The sequence below is a fragment of the Pseudomonas syringae CC1557 genome (assembly GCF_000452705.1).
Lineage (GTDB): Bacteria > Pseudomonadota > Gammaproteobacteria > Pseudomonadales > Pseudomonadaceae > Aquipseudomonas > Aquipseudomonas syringae_F.
On the sequence record NZ_CP007014.1, the window covers coordinates 5,070,476 to 5,085,116 of the forward strand.

Annotated in this window: 15 protein-coding genes; 7 read left to right on the forward strand and 8 right to left on the reverse strand. The window is 60.4% G+C overall.

Annotated features, from left to right (window positions below; all coding sequences use genetic code 11):
- The first annotated feature begins 52 nt into the window (after window positions 1-52).
- A complete protein-coding gene (locus N018_RS22365) occupies window positions 53-649 on the forward strand; it encodes a MarC family protein (RefSeq protein WP_003313945.1) in 597 nt (198 codons plus the stop codon).
- A 6-nt stretch (window positions 650-655) separates the two neighbouring features.
- Here the strand turns inward: N018_RS22365 and N018_RS22370 are convergent, their stop codons facing one another.
- The 8 genes from N018_RS22370 to cobG all read right to left on the reverse strand — a co-directional run bounded on the left by N018_RS22370 (window position 656) and on the right by cobG (window position 8,238).
- Window positions 656-1,291 (reverse strand): hypothetical protein, encoded by a 636-nt coding sequence (locus tag N018_RS22370; protein WP_024644131.1) that lies wholly within the window; start codon window positions 1,289-1,291, stop codon window positions 656-658.
- Window positions 1,292-1,326: 35 nt separating this feature from the next.
- A complete protein-coding gene (locus tag N018_RS22375; RefSeq protein ID WP_024644130.1) occupies window positions 1,327-1,962 on the reverse strand; it encodes a hypothetical protein in 636 nt (211 codons plus the stop codon).
- A complete protein-coding gene (locus N018_RS22380) occupies window positions 1,955-2,653 on the reverse strand; it encodes a hypothetical protein (protein WP_025390783.1) in 699 nt (232 codons plus the stop codon). Before N018_RS22380 ends, N018_RS22375 begins: the two co-directional genes overlap by 8 nt.
- Window positions 2,654-2,711: 58 nt before the next feature.
- Window positions 2,712-3,494: a hypothetical protein gene (locus N018_RS22385; protein ID WP_025390784.1), complete on the reverse strand. Its 783-nt coding sequence runs from the start codon at window positions 3,492-3,494 to the stop codon at window positions 2,712-2,714.
- Window positions 3,495-3,840: 346 nt separating this feature from the next.
- Entirely contained in the window at window positions 3,841-5,544 is a 1,704-nt protein-coding gene (gene cobJ / locus N018_RS22390) for a precorrin-3B C(17)-methyltransferase (RefSeq protein WP_025390785.1), read from the reverse strand.
- The gene (locus N018_RS22395; protein WP_418903457.1) at window positions 5,544-6,278 is read right to left on the reverse strand and encodes a precorrin-2 C(20)-methyltransferase; all 735 of its coding nucleotides are present in this window, start codon (window positions 6,276-6,278) and stop codon (window positions 5,544-5,546) included. The genes cobJ and N018_RS22395 overlap by 1 nt, the downstream gene beginning before the upstream one ends.
- Window positions 6,275-6,901: a precorrin-8X methylmutase gene (locus N018_RS22400; protein ID WP_024644125.1), complete on the reverse strand. Its 627-nt coding sequence runs from the start codon at window positions 6,899-6,901 to the stop codon at window positions 6,275-6,277. The genes N018_RS22395 and N018_RS22400 overlap by 4 nt, the downstream gene beginning before the upstream one ends.
- Window positions 6,898-8,238: a precorrin-3B synthase gene (gene cobG, locus N018_RS22405; protein ID WP_080274887.1), complete on the reverse strand. Its 1,341-nt coding sequence runs from the start codon at window positions 8,236-8,238 to the stop codon at window positions 6,898-6,900. Before cobG ends, N018_RS22400 begins: the two co-directional genes overlap by 4 nt.
- A gap of 128 nt (window positions 8,239-8,366) precedes the next feature.
- Between cobG and N018_RS22410 the strand changes: the two genes are divergently transcribed.
- The 6 genes from N018_RS22410 (at window position 8,367) to N018_RS22435 (ending at window position 14,118) form a co-directional block, all read left to right on the forward strand.
- Window positions 8,367-9,569, forward strand: a complete 1,203-nt coding sequence (locus tag N018_RS22410) for a bifunctional cobalt-precorrin-7 (C(5))-methyltransferase/cobalt-precorrin-6B (C(15))-methyltransferase (protein ID WP_025390787.1) — start codon at window positions 8,367-8,369, stop codon at window positions 9,567-9,569.
- Window positions 9,569-10,681: a cobalt-precorrin-5B (C(1))-methyltransferase gene (locus N018_RS22415; RefSeq protein ID WP_025390788.1), complete on the forward strand. Its 1,113-nt coding sequence runs from the start codon at window positions 9,569-9,571 to the stop codon at window positions 10,679-10,681. Before N018_RS22410 ends, N018_RS22415 begins: the two co-directional genes overlap by 1 nt.
- The gene (locus tag N018_RS22420; protein ID WP_025390789.1) at window positions 10,678-11,418 is read left to right on the forward strand and encodes a cobalt-precorrin-6A reductase; all 741 of its coding nucleotides are present in this window, start codon (window positions 10,678-10,680) and stop codon (window positions 11,416-11,418) included. Before N018_RS22415 ends, N018_RS22420 begins: the two co-directional genes overlap by 4 nt.
- Before the next feature lie 333 nt (window positions 11,419-11,751).
- Window positions 11,752-12,213, forward strand: a complete 462-nt coding sequence (locus N018_RS22425; protein WP_024644120.1) for a copper chaperone PCu(A)C — start codon at window positions 11,752-11,754, stop codon at window positions 12,211-12,213.
- Between the two features lie 13 nt (window positions 12,214-12,226).
- Window positions 12,227-12,661 carry a DUF2946 domain-containing protein gene (locus N018_RS22430; protein WP_025390790.1) on the forward strand — a complete coding sequence of 145 codons (435 nt, stop codon included), beginning with the start codon at window positions 12,227-12,229 and terminating at the stop codon, window positions 12,659-12,661.
- 83 nt (window positions 12,662-12,744) lie between these two features.
- Window positions 12,745-14,118 (forward strand): PepSY-associated TM helix domain-containing protein, encoded by a 1,374-nt coding sequence (locus tag N018_RS22435; RefSeq protein WP_025390791.1) that lies wholly within the window; start codon window positions 12,745-12,747, stop codon window positions 14,116-14,118.
- Window positions 14,119-14,641: the final 523 nt, after the last annotated feature.

Sequence of the window (14,641 nt, forward strand, 5' to 3'; positions counted from 1 at the left end):
CTAGGGCCTGATAGACTGGCAACGCCCTTTATCTGCCGCAGCGAGCCCACTCATGCTTCACGTGTTGTTCAGCGTTTATCTGAAAATGCTGGTGCTTTACAGCCCGTTCTTTGTTCTTTCCTGCTTTATCAGCCTGACCCGTGGTCACTCGCGCAAAGAACAAAGACGTCTGGCCTGGAAAGTGGCGCTCGCCACACTGGTTTCCAGCGTGCTGCTGTATTTGTTCGGCCGGGTGATTTTCGATGTATTCGGGATCACAGTCGATGCATTCAGGATCGGTGCTGGCAGCGTACTGTTCATTTCGGCACTGGGTATGGCGCAGGGCAAATCCGCCGTGCAGACCGACAATATTCAGCAGGACGTGACCATCGTTCCACTGACCATTCCGCTGACCGTCGGCCCCGGCACCATCGGCGCGCTGCTGGTCATGGGCGTCAGCCAGCCTCATTGGGATGACAAGCTCACCGCCATTCTGAGTATCGCACTGGCCAGCTTGACGGTTGGCGTGGTGCTTTACCTGTCCAACCGTATCGAGCGCATCCTGGGTGATCAGGGCCTGCAGATTGTCAGCCGCTTGATGGGGCTGTTTGTCTGCGCATTGGCGGCGCAGATTATTTTTACCGGTATACGGGGCTATTTGCTGCCCTGATCTGCCTCAAATAGATGCAGAACGCACCAGGCTTTGGGCTTTGCCGTCCAGGTAGCGCGCCACATCGTTACGGTAGGCCGCATAAATAGTGCTGTCGAAGCTGTAGCTACCGCCCTTGAAGTGGAACAGCAGCCTGCGTCCGCTCGCTGCGTAATCGTCCACGCTCAGGTGCAGGCTGCACAGCAACAGGAGTATCCGGTTCGGCTCATACTGTTCACAGGGTACGACCTGAAAACTGCCCAGACGCCCCTGATCGAAACCGTTTTTAAAGTAGGACTCTACTGCCTGATTGACGCCCATTGCAGTAAAGGCACGCTGCACCATGCTGCCAAGTCGCTTGCGATCCGCAGAATTGATGACCTTGAAGGTCGCCTGCAACAAATCGTCAACGCTACTCAGGACCAGCGAGTTGCCCAGAATCACACCTTTTTGTTGCATACCGCGTGCCTTGAGCCGGCTGCGGTAATAATGCATCCAGCTGCTCCACTGTGTTTTGAAGTCAAACTGTTTGCCAGCGAACAATTGGGCTTCCAGCAGCACGTCCTGAATGTCCGTGCGCTCCTCGCTCGATAGTCCCGGAAGAAATGCCACCATGCTGGGGATATCGCCCAGGTAAGCGGCGTTATCTGTGTCTGTACTCATTGTCGTTACTCCCTTCCATGGGACCTGATCACTCGTTACAAGCTGATGATTTCGGCTATAGCACGATCGGACAGGATGTCCTGAACAGTCTGACGAAACGGTTCAAAGCGCTGGCGGCTGAAACGGAACGCCGTACCGGCAGCATGTACCTGCATTTCCCCTCCCAATATTTGCCAGAAGTAGAGCGCGGGCCTGAGCGCCAATGTTGTCATCTGCATACCGCACAGCAGGATCGTTGCTTCGTCTTCGCTTTGCATCGCACAGGGGATGATCTGAAAGCTTTCGGAGCGACCCGACACAAACCAGTTGCTGAAAAATGCCTGCGCATGATCGCTGGCCATAAGGCTGTCGAGTGAGCGCAGGTATAACTGGCGAAGTTCTGCGGAGTTGCTGAGCGCAGGTAGCTGCAACCTGCCGATATCCTTGAAACGGTGAATTTTAAAGCGGGTATCCATGATCTGTGCGCCTGAATACACGCCGGTGGCAGAAATTGTTCGCTGGTAAGCATCCAGCCATGGACGCCATGCCTGATGAGCGGAATGGAGATCATCTGCAACAATTCGGGCGTATTGCAGACAGTTCAGAATGTCCTGACGCAGATCCGGATGAACGTTTTGGGCAAATGACACCAGATTACTGCCTGACAACAGACTTTCATCGCCCTCAGACATCGGGAACCTCCACCAGTGTTTCGATCAGGCCGGAACGCTTGCTTGCCAGCGCCGAGCTGATCTGGTCGCGAAACCGGAGGTACACGTGATCCATCAAGTGCAGGGAGTACAACGTCAGACCGACGTTGCCTACCGTACTTATAGGCTCAAGGACGTCAAACAGAAAGCCGGCACTCAGCGGCTGGCGGGTGACAAAATGGAGCTGTGCCAGTGTCAGGTTATGCCGTTCGTCAACGAAACCTGCTTGCACAGCCACAAGAGTCTGCGCCCGTCCGAGCTGATCCGTTGCATATTCAAGTGTCTGGCTGCCCAGCAGTCGAATAGCCCGGCTTGCGGACGACTGCGCGCACGCCTTGCGAATCGACTGCTCTGCATGGTCAAGCGCCTCTGATGTGACTGACGGGGCAAGCGCTCGACGGAAATAGATCCATATAGTCTCGCCTGCGGCTACCGGCAACGGCTCACTGACATGCTCGGTGGCTTTCAGTACCCAGCCAAAGCGCATTGCCGCAGCCAGCCAGGTTTCACTCCATTTTTCGAAGCTGGCAAATTTCGGGTGTTTCTTCGACGCGGCCAACTGCACATACAGCATCGAGTCCATTACATCGCTGTGCGAGGCCGTCTGACCCTGCTCAGAAAAAAACAGCAGACAACCCGCGTTGACCACCCCGGCATTCAATTCCTGCATCATGGGAAAATTCCTTTTATCCCGGGAGTGGAGACGACACGCGTCTCCGCAAATAATCCGTTCAGATCTTAAACTCGGCGATTGCACTCTTGGCGCTGTCACCCAGTCTTTGCTGAATCAATTCGCGGTGGCGTGCATACAGACCGGTGTTGAGAACCAGATTGTCCTCGCCCTTCCAGGTCTCGACGCTAGTGTCCTGCCATTCCCAGAACAGAACATTGGTGACTTCGCTGTTGGTCTTAAAGCTGACGGCGCCCATGGCCAGATTGAGGGTGCCATCTTGCGACTCGATGCAGGAGGCAATACGAAAGCTGCCACCACGGTGCGTTTTGGTCTGGCGCTCGAACAGACGCAGCGGCTCTTTTTTGGCGCTCAGGGCAGCAACAGCATCAGCGGCGACCTTGAGCATCAACAGCGAAGCAGGGCCTGGCAATGCGGCGGCGGTGATCGCCGAGCCGAGAATCTCGAGGCCGACTTCGTCCATGGTGAAGCGTTGCCGGCCGGCGTTGAACCGCGAGTAGTTCCAGTGAGTGGACAGCCAGCCAATCTTGGAGAGCACTTCATTGAATTTGTCGTACCACTGATCACTTTGGGTTTCTGCGCTGAACGCCCTGTTGGCCACCAGGGTAGCGAACAGAAAGGAGTTCATGACGTCGTCCTTGTTCTGACGCGACACGCCCTCGCCAAAGGCAATCAGACCGCCTGCGACTACAGCGGCTTCAGCGGCTTTTTCGACCTCATCGCTTTGGTGGGCAGCCGTCAGCGACGGGGAGCAGTCAGCCAGTTCACAGGCAGCAAGGTAATCAAGGTTATCGGTAGTGTTCATAGGGTTTTCCTGTTTCATCTCATTAGTCCTTTAATTAATGCGTCCCGATGGACAGGCACGAGACTAACGAAATAAAACAGGCTGTTTACCCACGCCCTGTGTCGATAAATGTCGGCGTCAAATTGCCAGACTTCCGAATGTTGCAAAGGAGCAACCCGTTGAACTTCACGGGCTCCCCCGACAGATAGGGCGCAAAAGAAAAGTCCACTGGCAGACAACGAAATGAGCTACAGGTGGGGATAGCTCACAAGCGGTTATTCACGCGACGCGCAAGCCGTGAATCCGGCTTGCATGAGTGTTCTTTACGGGAGGATTCCGGCGACTTCCCACAACCGAAAGCCGCCGGTATGACAAACAGGCGGGATCAGGCTGTAGGCTTCTCGCCGTACCAGCGCGGGGTGTATACCCAATTGCCGCCGCTGTGACGAGGAAAGGTGCAGGTCAGCGATGAGCCGACCAACACCATGGTGCGCATGTCGACCTGCTCCGGTGTCAGTTCACCCAGCGTAATGACGCGCAATGTCTGGCCCGGTCGGCCAATGTCACGCCCCAGCGTCACGGGGGTTTCAGGTAGGCGGTGCTGACGGACTATCTCCAGCGCACGTCCCAGTTGCCAGGGTCGGGAGCGGGAAATCGGGTTGTAGAAGGCCAGTGCCAGATCGGCCTGACAGGCCAGCTCCAGACGCTTCTCGATGATCTCCCAGGGCTTGAGGTTGTCGGACAGCGACAGTACGCAGAAGTCATGGCCGAGTGGTGCACCGGCCTGCGCGGCGGTCGCCAGCGAGGCCGAGACTCCGGGCAGGATTTCCAGCTCGACCGCGTGCCAGTGCGGGTTGTCAGACTCATGCAGCGCTTCCAGCACCGCCGAGGCCATGGCAAATACGCCAGGGTCGCCGGACGATACGACCACCACCGAGCGGCCTTGCGCAGCCAGTTCGAAAGCATGCCGGGCGCGCAGCATTTCTTCGCGATTGTCGGTGCTGTGCAGCACCTGATCGGCCCGAAACGGCCCGGCCATGCGCACGTAGGTTTCGTAACCCAGCACATCATTGGCGCGGGCCAGCTCGGCCTTCACGGCAGGCACCATCAGATCCGCTGCGCCAGGGCCCAGGCCAATTACCGCAACGCGCCCACGGCCGCGGCCGACCTGCAATGCATCCAGCGGCTGCTCGGCGATGGCAATCGCCATCTCGCTGCCGACACTGACACAGGTCAGCCACTGCGGCACAGCGCGTGAGGCCATTTCGCTGGCTGACCCAGCCGCGATAAAGCGCACAGGAATGCCCAGTTCGGTGGCCGCCTGATGCAGTTGTGCATTGGGCATCTGCTCTTCGCTGGCCAACAGGCACGCCAGCGATTGTTCGGCGATGCCTGAGTCGTGCAAGGCCGAACGCACTCGCGCAGCCAGTTCACCGGTTATTTCTGCGACGGCAACCAGCACACTGCGGGGGTAGATCAGTAATTCATCGTTCGAAGGCTCACGCACGTCACAACCGACATGAATCACCCGCTCGGCCTGCGGGTCTTCGGGCAGTTGCGCGCGGACCAGCCAAGGGGCCTCGCCTTCAATGCGCACAGGCTCTCCGGAAAGCAGATCGGAAACGAAGCGTTTGCCGCGCTCCAGATCGTCCAGTACATACCCGCTCGGCGGGTTGAGCAGGCACGTGCCGAAGCGTAATTCGCCGCTGGTGGTGATCGCGGGAGCAACGCCAAGCCCGACCGCAATGCTGCGCGCCATGACATTGACCCCGCCCAGACCGCCCAGTAGTGGCACCACGGCACTGCCGTCCTCGGCAATAGCCAGTACTGGCGGCTCGGCGCCTTTTTCCAGCAGCAGCGGCGCCAGCGTGCGGATCACGATACCCGCCGCACACAGGGCAATGATCGGCGTGTTCTGTTGATACAGCTGACGCAGCGTCGCGCCGAATTCACGGTAGGTGCAGTCTGCGCCGCTCACCCGCTCGGCGAGACCGTGAATCTGCGCGCCGGGAAACAGCTGCTGTATGCGGCGCGCCGTGGCGAGGCTGCCGTTGCCGAGAATGACGATGGCGGGGGTGTCGAGAATCATCAGCCTTGCCACCTGTCGCCGGGAACGATGATCAGCGAAAAGTACGGTGACGACATCGGGTCGACCTGATCCAGCGGCACGATTTTCTGGTTGCTCATGGTCGCCCGCTCGACATACAGCGCACGCCCGGCCATACCCAGTTCGATCAGCACTTCGCGAACCTTGTGGAAATTGCGCCCCAGTTTCATGATCACCGCCGCATCGGCATCGGCCAGCTTGCGTTTAAGGTCGTCGTGGGACAGCACGCCGGACAGCACCGACAGGCTCTGATTGCGATACACCAACGGCGCACCGAGTACCGAAGCTCCGCCGAGCATTGAACAGACTCCCGGAATCACTTCGGCTTCGTAACGCTCGGCCAGGCGATCGTGCAGGTACATGTAGGAGCCGTAGAAGAACGGATCACCCTCGCAGATCACCGCCACATCACGCCCTGCATCCAGATGTGCAGCCACCTGAAGGCTGGACTCATCGTAGAAATCACTGATGACTTTTTCATAGGACAGCGTTGCTGGCAGTGCCTCGGTAGTGACCGGGTAGACCAGCGGCATCAGCGTCTGAGCGTCCTGCAAATGCGCTTCGATGATGCCGAACGCGTTGCCTTTCTTGCCCCTGGCGACGAAGTAGGCAACCACGGGTGACTCGCGCAGCAGGCGCAGGGCCTTGACGGTAATCAGCTCCGGGTCGCCAGGGCCGACGCCCAGGCCAATCAATCGACCGCGTGCCTGCATCATTCGATCTCCGTGGCCAGTGCGTTGACGGCGGCAACAGCCATGGCACTGCCGCCACGACGGCCCTGCATGATCACGAACGGCACGCCGCGACTGTCGGCGGCGAGCATGGCCTTGGATTCGGCAGCGCCCACGAAACCGACCGGAAAACCGAGGATCAGTGCCGGTTTTGGCGCCCCTGCATCAAGCATTTCCAGCAGATAGAACAGCGCGGTCGGCGCATTGCCGATGACCACCACGCTGCCTTCAAGATGCGGACGCCAGCGCTCCAGCGCCACCGCAGAGCGGGTGTTGCCCAGTTCCAGCGCCATTTCGCGCACGCCTTCGTCATGCAGTGTGCAGATGATCGGGTTGTTGGCGGGCAGTCGGGTACGGGTGATGCCTTCGGAGACCATGCGTGCGTCGCAGAGGATCGGCGCACCGGCTGCCAGGGCATTGCGCCCGGCGGTACCGGCACCCGGCGAGAAGCGCAGGTCTTCGATGACTTCGACCATCCCGCAGGCATGGATCACGCGCACGGCGAGTTTTTCCAGGTCGGCGGGGATCGTGTCCAGGCGCGCTTCAGCGCGAATGATCGAGAAGGAATTGCGATATATCTCCTGACCATCGCGGATGTAATCAATCATGCAATGCTGCTCCGTGAGTCGGCGTTCAACTGCGCACCGACTGCTTCAATAGTAAGGTCACGCGCGCGCAGCACCCCGAAACCGGAATGCGCTGCGTCGCGAAGATAAAGGTCGTAACGGCCGGGCGAGACAGCCAGCAAGGTCATCGGCGCCACATGAGCAGCGGCACAGGAACGCCTGCAACCGCTTAGATGCACCGCCTGGCTGCCCGCCAGCACGGCCGCCAGTTGCAAGGCATCGGCCTTGGTATCGGCCAGCCCTTTGGCGCAACCGGCAGAACCGGTACAGGCCACGATCTGTGCCAGCGGCTGTTCAGCGGAACAGATCAGGCCCGTAGCGTGCAATTGCGCCATAACAGCGGATGCACGCTCGACCGGCACATTGGGCAACAACAGGCTTTGCCACGGAGTCAGACGCAAGGTGCCATCGCCATGCGTCTCGGCCAGATGCGCCACCGTGGCGAGCATGGATGCATTCAAACGCCCGAGCGGCACGACTGCGCCCACCGCAACCAGGCCGGGCTGCGCCTGTGGATAAACCCCGATATGGCGATTGCCTTCGACCCCAGGACGCTGCCAGCCGATAACAACCGGGTCAACCCGCAATGTGCAGCTCAATCGGGTCGAGAGCTGGCTGAGTAGCCCGTCTGTGGATAACTCGGCCAGCAGATGGCGCATCCGGGTGTGCTCCGGGCGGGCCAGATCGAGAAACAGCTCCAGCAACGCGACAACCAGCGCCCGTCCGGCAGCCAGCGGCACTGCGGCCAGTGGCCGATCAGTGGCGGGACAACCCGCCAGCCCGAACGCCAGCCACACGTCGCCGTCCAGTTTCATGGCGGACAGCCACACGTCATGCGGGTGCTCCAGCATGACCAGCGCTTCGCCCGCGTCCAGCGACAGCGCGAACTTGGGCGACAGTTCGTGAAAACGCGGATGGTTTTCCAGCGCCTCGAGAATCTGTGCTGCCAGCGGCCGGGCATCGAACAGCATGTGCGGGTCCAGCCCGGCGGTCGGGCTGAGCATCAGGTTGCGCACGTCATCACTGGCTGGGTTGGCCGGGCCGAGTCCTGCCGCCATCAATGAATGGATCAATCCATCATGGTCAGCACCGATGCCGCGAATCTGCAGATTGGCGCGGTTGGTAGCTTCAATCACACCCTGCGCATACGTCTGCGCCGCCTCTGCAACCGCAAGTGCCTGCTCACAGGTAATCACCCCACCCGCCAGTTTGATCCGGCAGATCCCGCCATCCAGCGCCGGGACGATACGCAGCAACCCCGGACAGGCCGAGGGGCGTAGCGTTGCAGACGATGTGCGAGCGGCTGGCTGCTCGTTCAATGGATCACCCGATGTGGCTGGCTGGAAACGGATTAGAGCACTTGTACCCCGTTGGGCGCGGTATTATGCCTGCTTTGTCCGCAGGCATGAAAAGGCGCTCTGTCGGAAGTTCGAATTGAGGTATGTGCATGTCGCCGTGGCTGACAGTCGTGGGAATCGGGGAAGACGGTTACAAAGGCCTGGGCAAGAACGCCCGGCACGCTCTGCTGCACGCTGACCAGGTGTTCGGCGGCCCGCGTCAACTGGCATTGCTGCCGCCTTGTATTCGGGCCGAACGGCGCGCATGGCCGAGCCCTTTCTCGCTGAGCCCGGTGCTGGAACAGCGCGGTGCCGAAATCTGCGTGCTGGCCAGTGGCGACCCCATGCTGTTTGGCGTTGGTGCCAGCCTGGCCCGCGTGGTGGCCATCGAAGAAATGCGCATTCTGCCTGCACCTTCTTCCTATTCTCTGGCTGCGGCACGGTTGGGCTGGCCGCTGCAAGAGGTCGTCACGCTGTCGGTTGTCGCTCGACCAATGGCTGCCCTGAACGCCCATTTTCATCATGGTGTGCGCCTGCTGGTGCTAAGCAACGACGGCAGCAGCCCGGCGATCATTGCGGGGCTGCTGCGTGATCGCGGCTTTGGCCCGAGCCGCATGACCGTACTTGAACACCTCGGCGGCGAAGCCGAACGGCGCGTCGAGGGGCTGGCCAGTGAATGGGGCAATCCCGAGATCGCTGCGCTGAACGTGGTCGCCATCGATTGTCGCGCCGATGCCAGCGCCATTCGCCTGAGCACGCTGGCCGGTCTGCCGGACAGTGCATTCGAGCATGACGGCCAGCTCACCAAGCGTGATGTGCGCGCCATCACCCTCGCCCGCCTCGCGCCAGTGCCGGGCGAATTGCTGTGGGATGTGGGCGCAGGGTGTGGCTCCATCGGCATCGAATGGATGCGCGCCCACCCGACCTGCCGGGCCATGGCCATTGAGGCTGACGAAGGTCGCCAGCAACTGATCGAGTTCAATCGTGATGCGCTGGGCGTACCCGGCCTGCAACTGGTTCGCGGCAGTGCGCCTCAGGCGTTGAGCGGCTTGGAACGTCCGGATGCGATTTTTATCGGCGGCGGGGTGACGCGTATTGGCGTGCTGGAGACTTGCTGGGAGCAGTTGCGCTCGGGCGGGCGGCTGGTTGCCAACGCGGTGACCCTGCAAAGCGAAGCCGCCTTGATGGCCTGGCGCGAGCGGCACGGCGGTGAACTGACGCGAATTCATGTGGCGCATGCTCAGCCGCTTGGCGAGTTCGATACCTGGCGGCAAGCCTTGCCTATTACCGTGCTGGACGCGGTCAAACCCTGATGCGCGAAGAAACCGCCGAACAGCCCGCCCCGTTGCGCAGTGGCCTGACCACCGGCAGTTGCGCGACCGCGACCAGCCTGGCGGCAGCGCGATTGTTGCTCAGCGGACAGGTCAGCGACGCGGTGGAAATTGTCTTGCCCAAGGGCAAACAGGTGCAGATGCGCCTGGAGTTCTGCCGAGTTGTGGATAACTTCGCCGAAGCCGGGACGCTCAAGGATGCCGGTGACGATCCGGATGTGACCCACGGCGCGCTGGTGTTTGCCCGCGTCAGGCTGGAAGCATCGCCCGGCGTGCGCTTCGTGGCAGGCGCAGGTGTCGGCAGCGTGACCCGGCCCGGGCTGGTGCTGGCAGTGGGTGAACCGGCCATCAACCCGGTGCCGCGACGCATGATGACCGAGCACCTGCTGCAGTTGGCTGAAGAGCTGGGCTACAACGGTGGTTTCGAGGTCACGATTGGTGTCGAGGGTGGCGAGGCACTGGCACTCAAGACCATGAACCCGCGCCTGGGGATAATCGGCGGGCTGTCGATTCTTGGCACCAGCGGGATTGTCCGGCCGTTCTCCTGTGCCGCCTACATCGCCTCGATTCATCAAGGCATTGACGTTGCGACCACCAACGGCTATCGACATATCGCGGCCTGTACCGGCAATGCCAGTGAAGACACCATGCGCCGCGTCTACAACATCCCGGACATTGCCCTGATCGAAATGGGTGATTTCGTCGGCGCGGTGCTCAAGCATCTGCGCAAGGTGCCTGTGGATAAGTTGAGCCTGTGCGGCGGCTTCGGCAAGATCAGTAAGCTGGCGGCCGGTCACATGGACCTGCACAGCCGTCATTCGAGTATCGACCTGCCGCAACTGGCGCGCTGGGCGACAGAGGTCGGTGCGGATGCGGGCTTGCAGCAACAGATTCTGCAAGCCAACACCAGTCAGCAAGCATTGGCGATGAGCGCTGCAGCCGGAGTGCCGCTGGGTGACGAAGTGTGTCGCCATGCGCTGAATTTCGCGCGCAGCGTGGTGCCCGCGAGCGTTCAGGTCGAGGTGTTCGCGATTGATCGTCAGGGCGGGCTGGTGGGCCAGGCAGGCGTTGCATCATCGAGAGAGGCACCATGAAAAGAATTTTGCTGCTGGGCGGCATCACCGAAGCGCTGGCAATTGCCCGCACACTCGGACCTGAGCATATCTACAGCCTGGCTGGCGTAGGTCGGGTGCCGACAGACCTGACTTGCCAGTTGAAAGTCGGTGGCTACGGTGGTGCCGAAGGCATGGCACAGTACATTCGCGAACACGGCGTCGATCTGCTGCTGGATGCCACCCATCCGTATGCCGCGCAGATCAGCCACAATGCTGCGCTGGCTGCGCAGATTGCAGGTATCCCCTGCTGGGCCTTGCACCGCACTGCATGGCAACCAGGTGCGGGTGATGACTGGCGCGAAGTGGCCGACTGGACAGAACTGGTCACGGTGCTGAAGCCTTTCAAACGTCCGCTATTCACGCTGGGGCGCGAGCCGTTGCAACATCTGAATGACATCCCGGAACATCAGTTCTGGACACTGCGTGCCCTGGACAGCTATCCCGGCAACGACCGCTGCGAAGTGATCGGCGCACGCGGCCCGTTCTTGCTGGACGATGAACGTCAGTTGTTCGAACAATGCAATATCGACGTACTGATCAGCAAAAACAGCGGCAGCAGCTCCACCGAACCCAAACTGGACGTCGCCCGTGAACGCGGCCTGCCCGTCCTGATCCTGAAACGCCCACTGTTGCCCGAGGTTGATCGAGTGTTCTGGAGCGTGGATGAGGTGTTGGGGGCGTTGGGGCTTGCTGAAAAAAGGCTGAACCCACGATAGTTCTCGTTCCGCACGCTCCAGCGTAGAAATGCAGTTCTGGACGCTCTGCATCCGATTTTGGGTAAGCGGCGCGGCGCAGATCTGTGACGCGGAGCGTCACGGGACGCATGCCAACGCGGAGCGTCGGCACGAGAGGTGTTCTTTCGGACGACTCTCGTTCCGCACGGCCCAGCGTGGGGATGCAGTTATGGACGCTCTGCGTCCGACATTGAATGTGCGGCGCGGCTTGGATGTGTGACGCAGGGCTTCACGAATGCATGTCAACGCACGAGAGTCAGCCGGACTTGTTATAACGATGGGCAAAACATCTGAAAGCCCCCGGAGAATCCCCCCATGCTCAAAAAAGCATTCCTGCTGACCGCATTGCTGCTGCCGGCCTGCTTCGTCCACGCCCATGAGTACAAGGCGGGGCCCCTGCTGATTGGTCATCCGTGGTCGATGGAGCTGCCGCCCAATGCACCCACTGTGGCGACGTACTTCACTATCGAGAACAAAGGCGACAGCGCCGACCGCCTGATCAGCGTCGACACGCCCATCGCCGGGCAGGCTCAGTTGCATGAGCATGTGCACGCCGATGGTCTGATGAAGATGCAGCATGTCGAGGCGGTCGATATCCCGGCAGGCGCCAAAGTGAGTTTCGCGCCGATGGCCTGGCATGTGATGCTGCTGGACATCAAGGACCGTTCGAAACTGGTGGTCGGCCAGCGCTTCCCGATGACCCTGCATTTTGAAAAGGCGGGAGATGTCGAGGTCCAGGTCGTGGTACAAAAGCAGGCCCCTGAGCACCAGCACTGAGTAGCTTTCGAGAGTGAGCGCCACACGCCGTCGCAACCGTTCAACCGCACCCCGTAATAGCCGGGGCGCGTGGTTGAGCCTGTTTGCCATGTTGATGATCTTTATCGGTCCACTGGTCTCCCAGTCGATGCCGATGGACCAGCACGCCGGTATGTCGATGTCCATGCCCGCCGGCATGAACATGTCGGCTGACAGCCACGCCCATCACAGTGCCGAACATGCCATGCCTGCTGATACCGGCATGAGCGATCACGCGCTGTGGGCCAAGTGTGGCTATTGCACCCTGCTGTTCAGTTGCCCGGCGCTGCCCCATGTACTGGAGCTGGTGGCGGCTACGCCTCCCGTGCCAAGCGATTTCTTCGCGTTGTTGCCGTTGCAAGGCCACGCCCACAAACCCATCTTCCCCAACGCTCGAAGTCGGGCTCCGCCGACGCTCATCGCCGCATAACCAGAAAAAGATTCCACGACCGCGCACGGCTCCTAGGCTGCGTGCAGTTCGTGCTGTGTTATCCCTGTTGGGGAGCGTTGAACGTGTCCAAACCTGTTGTCTCCTTTTATAACCTGGCCTGGCGATGGCATTTCTACGCCGGCCTGTTCGTTGCACCCTTCATGATTCTGTTGTCGCTGACCGGGATCATCTACCTGTTCAAGCCGCAACTGGACAACCTGATGTACAGCGATCTGCTGTACGTGACGCCGACCGAGCATCGTCTTGGCGCCGATGAGCAGCAAAAGCGGGTGCTGAGTGCTTATCCACAGGCCGCCATCGGCAAGTATTTCCCGCCGACCAGCACCGAGGGCAGTGCGCAATTTGTCGTCAGCGAGCGGGGTCGCGAAGTCAATGTCTTCGTCGACCCGTATCGCGGCGACATTCTTGGCACTCAGGACGCCAAGGATAATTTGCAGGCGATCGCCCGCGCGCTGCATGGCGAATTGATGATCGGCACTGTCGGTGACCGGCTTGTCGAGCTGGCGGCGGGCTGGGGCATTGTGCTGGTGGTCTCCGGACTTTATCTGTGGTGGCCACGCGGTCGCTCGGCGGCTGGCGTGTTCTGGCCACGCCTGACCGCCAAAGGCCGAGTGCTGTGGCGAGACCTTCACGCAGTTACCGGTTTCTGGGGCGCGTTGTTGCTGCTGTTCATGCTGCTGAGTGGCATGACCTGGACCGGTATGTGGGGCAAGCAATACGCAGCGGTATGGAATACCTTCCCGGCGGCGATGTGGACAAACGTGCCCAAATCCGACAGAACGGCCGGCGAGCTGAACAGCGCCAGCGTGCAGACTGTACCGTGGGCCATGGAAAACACCCCGATGCCGGTTTCAACGGGCGAACACGCCGAGCACATGGACCACATGCATATGTCCAGCGCGCCGGCCGCGCCAAAGGTATCGTTGCAGCAAGTGGTCGACATCGCACAGGCCAGAGACATCGTGCCGGGCTACAGCATCACCCAGCCCAAGACCGCCGATGGCGTGTTTACCGTGTCGGTGTTCGCCGACGACCCACGCGATGACGCCACGCTGCATATCGACCAATACACCGGCAAAGTGCTGGCCGATGTCCGCTACGTTGATTACAGCGCAGTGTCCAAGGCCACCGAACTCGGCGTGATGCTGCATGAGGGCAAGTTTTTCGGCTGGATCAATCAGCTGTTGATCCTGCTGGTATGCCTGATGGTGTTGCTCAGTTCGGTCAGCGGCCTGGTGATCTGGTGGAAGCGCAGACCTCAGAGCGGGCTTGGTGTGCCGCCGTTGCGCCATGACCTGCCGCGCTGGAAAACCGCGACCGTGGTGATGATCGCGCTGGGATTGATGTTCCCTCTGGTGGGCATTTCAATGCTGATTGTCTGGGCGCTTGATCGAATAGTGCTTTCGCGCTTTGCCAAACAGGCGGCAACAGCTTAGATTGCTCGCTGCGGGGCCTGAAACCATTGAGTGGCGTTGTGATGAATTCCTCCTCATACCTGGTTTCAGGCCTCGCCCTGCCTTGAATCGCTCTTGCCCCACACCGATACTTCCTACCGACCACGTAGCCGATACAGCAGTCATCTACCAGCACTGGCCGGTAGCCCTGCGCCGCCAACCCTGACTACATGAAATGAACCGCGTGGCGACAGGCTGCCGCGGATCATCAATCATGCAGGCCAGCCTGACAGGCTACGCTCAGGTCACCCAGCAACGTGAACAGCGTCACAACCAGAAGCTCGCAGATTACTGGGTCGTTGAACTACCCGAGGGTAGACCCGAAGCAGCGCATTGCTTGCAGCTTTGCGCGACAAAACGCCGCAACCGCTAGTTGTTCGCTTACTTCGACGTACCTGAGCAGATCGTTGGCGAGACTTATGACCTGTATACGGTCGAGAAAGAAGACTCGGTGTGACATTCCCTATCCGATAAGCAGCTAGCCCGCCCGATGAAAGCGGGCCTT